The organism is Sphingomonas sp. PAMC 26621 (assembly GCF_000251145.1).
Lineage (GTDB): Bacteria > Pseudomonadota > Alphaproteobacteria > Sphingomonadales > Sphingomonadaceae > Sphingomonas.
The window spans coordinates 21,803-29,821 of sequence record NZ_AIDW01000057.1 but is presented as its reverse complement, the minus strand read 5'-3'; the positions used below and the strand labels follow the sequence as shown (position 1 = coordinate 29,821).

The 8,019-nt window shown below is 63.1% G+C and carries 9 protein-coding genes and 2 pseudogenes; 8 read left to right on the top strand and 3 right to left on the bottom strand.

The window, feature by feature from the left end; genetic code table 11:
• Positions 1-145 precede the first annotated feature (145 nt).
• The 3 genes and pseudogenes from RI03_RS25200 to RI03_RS20995 all read right to left on the bottom strand — a co-directional run.
• A pseudogene (locus RI03_RS25200) lies at positions 146-580 on the bottom strand (IS5 family transposase); the annotation flags it as partial.
• 189 nt (positions 581-769) lie between these two features.
• A complete protein-coding gene (locus tag RI03_RS25195) occupies positions 770-892 on the bottom strand; it encodes a hypothetical protein (protein WP_274517581.1) in 123 nt (40 codons plus the stop codon).
• A 174-nt stretch (positions 893-1,066) separates the two neighbouring features.
• Positions 1,067-1,426: a flagellar biosynthesis regulator FlaF gene (locus tag RI03_RS20995; protein WP_010219733.1), complete on the bottom strand. Its 360-nt coding sequence runs from the start codon at positions 1,424-1,426 to the stop codon at positions 1,067-1,069.
• A 132-nt stretch (positions 1,427-1,558) separates the two neighbouring features.
• Between RI03_RS20995 and RI03_RS20990 the strand changes: the two genes are divergently transcribed.
• From RI03_RS20990 to RI03_RS20955, 8 genes and pseudogenes are all read left to right on the top strand, one after another.
• Positions 1,559-1,768 (top strand): hypothetical protein, encoded by a 210-nt coding sequence (locus RI03_RS20990; protein ID WP_010219731.1) that lies wholly within the window; start codon positions 1,559-1,561, stop codon positions 1,766-1,768.
• A 124-nt stretch (positions 1,769-1,892) separates the two neighbouring features.
• Positions 1,893-2,776 (top strand): annotated as a pseudogene (gene motA / locus RI03_RS20985) (flagellar motor stator protein MotA).
• Positions 2,751-3,080, top strand: coding sequence for a hypothetical protein (locus RI03_RS20980; protein ID WP_010219730.1), 330 nt, complete (start codon positions 2,751-2,753; stop codon positions 3,078-3,080). The pseudogene motA and the gene RI03_RS20980 overlap by 26 nt, the downstream one beginning before the upstream one ends.
• A complete protein-coding gene (locus RI03_RS20975) occupies positions 3,077-3,442 on the top strand; it encodes a response regulator (protein ID WP_010219729.1) in 366 nt (121 codons plus the stop codon). The genes RI03_RS20980 and RI03_RS20975 overlap by 4 nt, the downstream gene beginning before the upstream one ends.
• Positions 3,439-5,613, top strand: coding sequence for a chemotaxis protein CheA (locus tag RI03_RS20970; RefSeq protein ID WP_010219728.1), 2,175 nt, complete (start codon positions 3,439-3,441; stop codon positions 5,611-5,613). Before RI03_RS20975 ends, RI03_RS20970 begins: the two co-directional genes overlap by 4 nt.
• The gene (locus RI03_RS20965; RefSeq protein WP_010219727.1) at positions 5,610-6,104 is read left to right on the top strand and encodes a chemotaxis protein CheW; all 495 of its coding nucleotides are present in this window, start codon (positions 5,610-5,612) and stop codon (positions 6,102-6,104) included. Before RI03_RS20970 ends, RI03_RS20965 begins: the two co-directional genes overlap by 4 nt.
• Entirely contained in the window at positions 6,101-6,991 is an 891-nt protein-coding gene (locus tag RI03_RS20960; protein WP_010219726.1) for a CheR family methyltransferase, read from the top strand. Before RI03_RS20965 ends, RI03_RS20960 begins: the two co-directional genes overlap by 4 nt.
• A complete protein-coding gene (locus RI03_RS20955) occupies positions 6,988-8,016 on the top strand; it encodes a protein-glutamate methylesterase/protein-glutamine glutaminase (protein WP_010219725.1) in 1,029 nt (342 codons plus the stop codon). The genes RI03_RS20960 and RI03_RS20955 overlap by 4 nt, the downstream gene beginning before the upstream one ends.
• Positions 8,017-8,019: the final 3 nt, after the last annotated feature.

Here is an 8,019-nt window from a genome sequence, read left to right as displayed (position 1 = left end):
CTAGTCGACACAGCTTTGCGTCCGTTCGAAGTGGTCGATGGGCATCGTGAGCGTTTCACGGTCGCTGGCGACAATGTACATCTGTCGCCAAGGGCGACGCTTTCGCTCGCGATCGCACTGCACGACCGCCGTCTAGGGTCAGGACTCATAACCACCAGGTGATGGCGGCTACGAGGTATATCGCGCCGAGGAAGTTGGTGGCGAGTTTGTCGTAGCGGGTGGCGATGCGGCGATAATCCTTGAGGCGGCAGAACATGCGCTCGACGGCGTTTCGACCCTTGTAGAGCGTGCGCGAGAAGCAGCTTTTCCAGCGGCGGTTGGCCTTTGATGGGATGTTGGGCACCGCGCCCTGACATTCGATCAGGTCGCGGATCGCGTTGGTGTCATATGCCTTGTCGGCCAGCACGATGGTACGCGGCGCAAGATCATCGAGCAGGACATCGGCGGCACGGCAGTCGGCGACGTTGCCGCCGGTCAGCAGGAAGCGTAGCGGGCGACCTTGGCCGTCGGTGAGCGCGTGGAGCTTGCTGTTTCGGCCACCTCGGCTGATCCCGATCGCCTGGACGAGCGCCCCCCTTTTCCGCCGCCTGCCGAGCGGTGGGCTTTCATGTGCGTGCTATCGATCAGGACTTCGGCAGGCGGCCCGCCCGCTGCTGCCAGCGTGACGAACATCTCCTGCCAGATGCCTTTTGCCGCCCACCGCACAACGATTGTAGAGCGTCTTTCTGGACCGTAGCAGGCGGGGGCTCTACCCACCGACCACCCGACTTCACCACATGGATATGCCGCTGATCACCCGCCGGTCATCGACCCGCGCCACGCCTCGGACCTTGTTCGGCAGCAACGGACGAAGCCGCTCGAACTGCTCTTCGCTAAACCAGAACTCGCTCAAATTCAGGCTCCTGCTGTTGCCGAGCCTGAATCACATTCGCGCCGCCAAGGGAATCCCGGTTATGGGTCCTGACCCTAGTCCTGCGCCGCTCTGGCCGTTCGGAAACTGCCGCGGCGCTTCCAAGCGCCGCAGCGGTTCGTGTTTGCAGCGCTTCGCGGTGAAGCCCAGGCGGGGTCAGCCGGCGATTCCCGTCCCCGAGAGACCGTCGATAATGTCGCGATTGACTGCGATCAGATCATCGATCGACTCGTGTCCGGCAACGACATCGCTGGTGAACTGGTCGACCCATAATGCGAGAGAGATAATGCCAGCCCGCGCGGTCGCGGGCAATTGATTGCCGGCCGTCCCACACACGGCAGAGAAGGTGTTCCACACCTCGCGGTTGCGATGCAGCGCTGGCATGAGTGCGCCGCGCACATGCCCGGCATCGCGTGCGTTGATCATTTCACCGGTAATTTCGCACATCAGCCGGCGCTCGGCCTGGCGGGGTGTTTCGACGATGGTGCGGGCACGGTGATAAGCGGTGAGCGACATGCAAGTTCCTCTAGCTGATCCCCCATTTTAGATGGTTTGGGGCAAAAGGGGCGGCAACCGGCCACGGCTATTCTATCCGATAGTTTACTGCACGCCACGCCTTTGGGTAAACGACATTCATGAAGACCTCGCGTGAAGGACAAAATTCTCGACGATAAGCTGGCGACGAAGCGACCGCTCGCCTTTGCGTATATTCCGGCGGTGTTCGGGCTGGGCATTCTGTTCGACGTCCAGGCGGCCTGGAACGCCAACGTCGCCGCAATGGTCGCGCCGCTCCATGACAATCGGCTGTTTGCGGCAATCGAGCATAACCGGCCGCGCAATTACCTCAAGGTTATCTAGTAGCAGGACCAAGCAGGTCGCGAAAACTGCCGGTAGCGCGCAGAAATTACGGGGCTTCCACCCCCCAAGGTCGCGCCTCTCCTATAATCCATTATGCCCCCTAATGCGGAGAACAGAGCGCGTCATGTTGAACGGTGTCGGATTCCTACTCATTCTCGGATGCGTCTTCGGCAGCTTCCTGATGTCGGGCGGCAAGATGGCGGTCATCTTCGAGGCGTTGCCGCATGAGCTCCTGGCAATCGTCGGAGCCGCGATCGGCGCGTTCGTCGTCGGCAACTCGTCGCGACCGTCAAGAACGCTGGCAAGGGCATCATACGCTCGTTTAAGGGCCCGCGCTGGAAGGACAGCGACTTTCGCGACCTACTGACGCTGATGTTCCGGCTGCTCAGCACCTTCAAGAAGGGGGGCGCGACCGGCATCGAGCCGCACCTCGACGACCCCGCGGCGAGCAAGCTGTTCGCGCCTTATCCGCGCCTGCTCGCCGACCACCATCTGATCGATTTCATCTGCGATTACCTACGGATGATGACGATCAGTTTTGAGGATCCCCATCAGCTAGCCGAGGCGATGGAAAACGACATCGACAAGCATCATGCCGAGGAACTGATGCCGCAAATGGCATTGCAGACCATGGCCGACGGCTTGCCCGCGATCGGCATTGTCGCCGCAGTCCTTGGCGTCATCAAGACGATGGCGTCGATTGACCAGCCGGTCGAAGTGCTCGGCGCGATGATCGGCGGGGCTCTGGTCGGCACCTTTCTCGGCGTGCTGCTGGCCTATTGCCTGGTCGGCCCGCTCGCTTCGAAGCTGCTGTCGATCGTCGAGGACGATTGCAAGCCGTTCATCATCGCCAAGACCGCGATCCTGGGACACGCGCACGGCTTGCCCACCCAGGTTGCCATTGAAATCGCGCGCCGAATGATCCCGTCGAGCTTCGCTCCTTCCTTCCAGCAACTCGAGACCACACTCGATGAGGCGAAAAATGACCTTAACGCTCTCCCCGCCTGACCACGAACCCGATTTCGGCGCGATCCGCCTAAACGGACATGGCACCACCGTCACCGCCGAAGACCTGCGCACGCAGCTCGTCGTCGCGTTCGACCTTTGCGACGCGACGACGATCGATGCGTCCGAATCGCTAAGTGTGGGACAAGCGGTGCTGCAATTGCTGATTGCGGCGCGAAACGAAGCCACGACGACCGCGCGCGACTTTAGCTTCGTTGGCGCAAGTGCCGCATTTTCGGACCGCGTGGTGAGCTGTCAGCTCGCCAACGCGATCGGCCTAGAGATTGCAAAGGACATTTCTCAGTGAGCAAGCTTATCCTTACCGTCGATGACTCGGCGAGCATGCGAATGCTGCTCAAAACGTCGCTGACCGCACAGGGTTTCCGCATCGAGAGCGCCAATGACGGCGCGCACGGGCTCGATCGGATGCACGAAGTCGTTCCCGATCTTTTGATCACCGACATCAACATGCCCAAGATGGACGGGTTCGAGCTGATCGAGGCGGTCCGCGCGGTCGCGCAGTTCCGCGGTACGCCGATCCTGGTGCTGTCGACCGAATTCTCCGACGAGAAGAAGACGCGCGCAAGGTCCGCCGGGGCGACCGGCTGGATCACCAAGCCGTTCGACGCCGCAAAGCTGGGGGCGGCTATTCGCCGCGTCTGCCCGTGAGCGACGAACTCGACGAAATCCAGGCGATCTTTTTTGAAGAATGCGCCGAGGGACTGGCCGTTGCCGAACAGGGCTTGTCGGTCATGGCCGCAGGCGACGCTTCGAAAGAGGTGATCGCCGGCGTGTTCCGCGCAGTGCATTCCATCAAGGGCGGCTCGGGCGCGTTCGGCCATGCCGCGCTGCTCGCTTTCTCGCATTGCTTCGAGAATGTGCTCGATGAAGTGCGCGGCGGCAAGATCGCGCCGACGCCCGAGGTCACCAAGGTGATGCTGACCGCGTTCGATATTCTGGCCGACCATGTCGCCGCCGCGCAAGGCGTCGCAGCACTACCAGCAGACGGGGCGGCGCTCGCCGCGCTCGAGGAGGTTCTGGCGAGCAAGGGCGCGACCGCTGTTGCGGCGGTCGTCGTAGCGGTGGAACCAGCCGCCGCCGCCGCCGAAGACCAGTTCGGTTTCACGCCGGTCGTGGCAATGGTTGAGGAATTCGACCCGTTCGGTTTCGAACCGGTCGGTGTCGCGCTTGACGATCTCGATACGGTCGAACCAATGCCGTGGATGGTGCGCTTCGGCCCCTCGCGCGCCGCTCTCGCCAATGGCGCAGAGCCGCTACTGAGCGTGCGCGAGGTCGAACGTCTGGGCGGGACGATAATCTCGGTCGACAGTTCGGCGCTCCCACCGCTGCGCGATCTCGACCCGGAGGAGAGCTACCTGATCTGGGTGCTGTCGGTCCCGGCAACGATCGAGGAGAGTGCGATCGCCGAATGCTTCGACTTCGTCGCGCCTGATTCGCTGATCGAAATTTCGCGCACCGTGGCGCCGGAAGCGCCGGTCACGGTCGTTGTACCGTCGATTGTTACACCGTCGATCGTTGCAACCTCCATCGTTGGCCCGCCGACGCTGGTGCTGGTCGAAAAGGTCGAACTTCCCTTCGCTAAGCCCGGCACGGTGGCACCGCCCGAAGCTCGCGCGATGGAGCCGGTGCAGCAAACGATCCGCGTCGATCTTACCAAGCTCGACATGTTGCTCAATCTGGTCGGCGAGCTCGTCATTCGTGGCTCGATCCTGTCGGATCGGCTGTCGCCGGTCGACCAGGAACGCGTCGAATTGCCTGAGCTCGCGCGCCTCACGCGCGAGATCCAGGACAATGTCATGTCGCTGCGCGCGCAGCCGATCCGCCAGGCGTTCTCGCGCGTGCCGCGAATGTTGCGCGATCTCAGTGTGGAGACCGGCAAGCAGGTGATCCTTGAGGTCAGCGGCGAAACCACCGAAGTCGACAAGGGCGTAATCGAGAAGATCGGCGATCCGCTGACGCACATGATCCGCAATGCGGTCGATCACGGCGTCGAAAGCGTTGCCGAGCGGCTCGCTGCGGGCAAGCCCGCCGAAGGGCTGATCAAGCTATCCGCCGAACAGAAAGGCGCACGCATCTTCGTGCGGGTGAGCGACGACGGCAAGGGCATCGACCGACCCCGCGTACTCGCCAAGGCGATCGAAAAAGGCATCGTTTCCCCCGATGCGGTGCTGACCGACGAGGAGATCGACCAGTTGATCTGCGCGCCGGGATTCTCGACTGCCGATACGATCTCTAGCATCTCGGGTCGTGGGGTCGGCATGGATGTCGTGCGTTCGAACGTCGAGGCGCTTGGTGGCCGGGTCGATATCACTTCGACGCCCGGGGTAGGTACGACGTTCACGATGATCCTACCGCTCACGCTCGCCATTCTCGACGGGATGATCGTGCGGTTGTCTGGCCAACGCTTCGTGCTGCCGCTCGCTAATGTGATCGAGACCGTCCGACCCGAGCCGGGCCAAGTGCGGCCGATGACGCCGACCAGCGAAGTAATCGAACTGCGCGGGCAATATCTGCCGGTAAAGCGCCTCACCGACCTGTTCGGCTTCCATTCCCAGGCCCGCCGAAACCCCGAGGAATCGCTCGTCATCATCGTCGAAAGCGAAACCGCCGGCAATGTTGGGTTGATGGTCGATACGATCGACGACCGCCGCGAGGTGGTGATCAAGAGCCTCGACCAGAACCTCCATCCGATCCGCGGGCTCGGCGGCGCCACCATCTTGGGTGACGGCTCGATCGCGCTGATCCTGGACATCGACGCCTTGGTCTCATCCACGGGCCAACTTCTTCAGAAATTCCCTCTCAAAGGATTGGCAGCATGAGCGCGCTCAACACCCCCGGCGAACGCAAGATCGTTACTTTCTCGCTCGGCGAGCAGATGTTTGGCATCGATATGAAGGCGCTGATCGAAATCCGCGAATGGGAAGACCCCACGCCACTGCCGAGCGTACCGGCCTATATCAAGGGCGTCACCAATTTGCGCGGGACGGTCGTTCCGGTTGTCGGCTTGTCCGAGCGATTGGGCTGGACGCCGAGCATCTTGCATGCGCGCTCCTGCATCCTGGTCGTGACGATTGCGGGCAAGCAGGCCGGTTTCCTGGTCGACGAAGTCGCCGACATCATTCTGATCAACGAAGATGAGATCCAGCCCGCACCCGAGGTCGAGATTGGCGAGCAGAGCGTCATTGCCGGGCTCGTCCAGGTTGCGCCGCGCGCGCAGGAAGGCGTGGCCGCCGGCACCGCTTCGACGATGGTGCTGCTGCTCGACCTCGACGCACTGAGCCTGACCCAGCACCTCGATCTCGCGGCATGATGCACGACGTTATCGCTGGCCGGAGGCCGGACAGCGCGGAGGCGTTGAAGGCGGCGGTCAGCGCCGAGCTTGGCAGCGCCGAGTTCGCGGCGATCGCCGAGATCATGCAGCGCGATGCGCGGATCCATCTCACCACGGGCAAGATCACGCTGGTTCAGTCGCGGCTCAGCCGGCGTTTGCGCGCGCACGGGCTCGCCTCCTTCCGGGATTATGTCCGGCTGGTCGCGACCGATGCCGAGGAACGCTCGGCGATGATTGTCGCGCTCACCACCAACCACACGCATTTCTTTCGCGAAAACCACCATTTCGACCATCTCCGGCACACCACCTTGCCGTGGTTGCAGGACCGGGCGCATCACCAGCCGGTGCGGATCTGGTCGGCCGGCTGCTCGAGCGGCGAGGAAGTCTATACGATCGCGATGTGCCTGCTCGGCGAGAACAATCAGTCGGCAGCGTGGCTGCGCCACGGCGACGTCAAACTGCTGGCGACCGATCTTGCCCCGCATGTCGTCGACAGTACGCGGCGCGGCCTCTATTCTGCCGAAACCGTGGAGCCGATCCCTGCCGCCTATCGCGACACCTGGATGCAGCAGCTCGGACCCGATTTCCAGATGGTCGCCGAAGCGCGCGCGCTGGTCACGGCACGGGTGCTCAACCTGTTCGAAGCCTGGCCGATGCGCCAGCTCTATGACGTTATCTTCTGCCGCAACGTGATGATCTATTTCGACGATGTTGCGAAGGCCGAGCTTGAAGCTCGTTTCGTCAAGATGCTGGCACCCGGCGGCTATCTCTATATCGGCCATTCGGAGAGACTGATCGGCGCCGCGGCGAACGAGATGATCAATTGCGGACAGACGATCTACGTCAAGCCCGGCGGTGGCGCATGAGTGGCCCCCCGGTCCGCGTGCTGATCGTCGACGATAGTGCATCGATGCGCGCCGTGCTCAAGCGCACGCTTTCGGCGGATCCCGACATCGAAGTCGTCGGCGTCGCGCCCGAGCCCGATGTTGCGCGCGCGATGATCAAGGAGCTCAATCCCCACGTCATTACGCTCGATATCGAGATGCCCGGCATGGATGGGCTGTCGTTCCTGGAGCGCATCATGCGGTTGCGGCCGATGCCGGTGGTGATGTGCTCGACGCTCACCGCGCGCGGTGCCGAGGCGACTATCGAGGCGCTGCGTCTCGGCGCGGTCGACTGTATCGCCAAGCCGACCGGCAACCCGCTCGATATCGCGAACAGTTCGGTGCAACTGTGCGCGACGGTCAAGAGCGCGGCGCGATCGACCGTGCGGCGTACGCCGGAGATCTCGGCGCCGCTCAAGCCGCTGCCGCCGGGTGCCTTGCGCGACGTGGTGGTCGCGATCGGCGCTTCGACCGGGGGCGTCGAAGCCTTGTTCCTGGTGCTCAAGGCGTTGCCGATCGACTGTCCGCCGGTGCTGATCGTTCAGCATATGCCAGCCGCGTTTACCCCGGGCTTTGCCGCCCGCCTCAATAGCGAATGCGCGTTGCGCGTGGTTGAAGCGCAGGATGGAACGCCGATCGAGGCTGGAACCGTCTATATTGCACCAGGCGGGCAAACGCACATGGAACTGGCAGGCGGCCTTCACGGCCGGATCAAGCTCCGCGCGACTCCGCCGCATGGCGGGCACCGTCCGGCGGTGGACGTGCTGTTCGAATCGGTTGCACCGCTCGGGTCTGCGGCGGTCGGCGTGATGCTGACCGGCATGGGGTCTGATGGTGCCGCGGGCTTGCTCGCAATGCGCCGCGCCGGCGCCCGGACGCTCGGCCAGAGCCAAGAGACTTGTGTCGTTTACGGCATGCCGCGCGCAGCGTTTGCGCTCGGCGCTGTCGAGCGCGAAGTCGCCTTAACCGCAATGCCCGGGGCTATCCTCGGCGCTTGCCGCAAATGATGT

Bases quoted from the DNA above. Each gene is read 5' to 3' on its own strand.
- RI03_RS20980 (WP_010219730.1), top strand. From the start codon at position 2,751: ATGACCTTAACGCTCTCCCCGCCTGACCACGAACCCGATTTCGGCGCG.
- RI03_RS20960 (WP_010219726.1), top strand. From the start codon at position 6,101: ATGATGCACGACGTTATCGCTGGCCGGAGGCCGGACAGCGCGGAGGCG.
- RI03_RS20955 (WP_010219725.1), top strand. From the start codon at position 6,988: ATGAGTGGCCCCCCGGTCCGCGTGCTGATCGTCGACGATAGTGCATCG.
- RI03_RS20995 (WP_010219733.1), bottom strand. From the start codon at position 1,426: ATGTCGCTCACCGCTTATCACCGTGCCCGCACCATCGTCGAAACACCC.
- RI03_RS20965 (WP_010219727.1), top strand. From the start codon at position 5,610: ATGAGCGCGCTCAACACCCCCGGCGAACGCAAGATCGTTACTTTCTCG.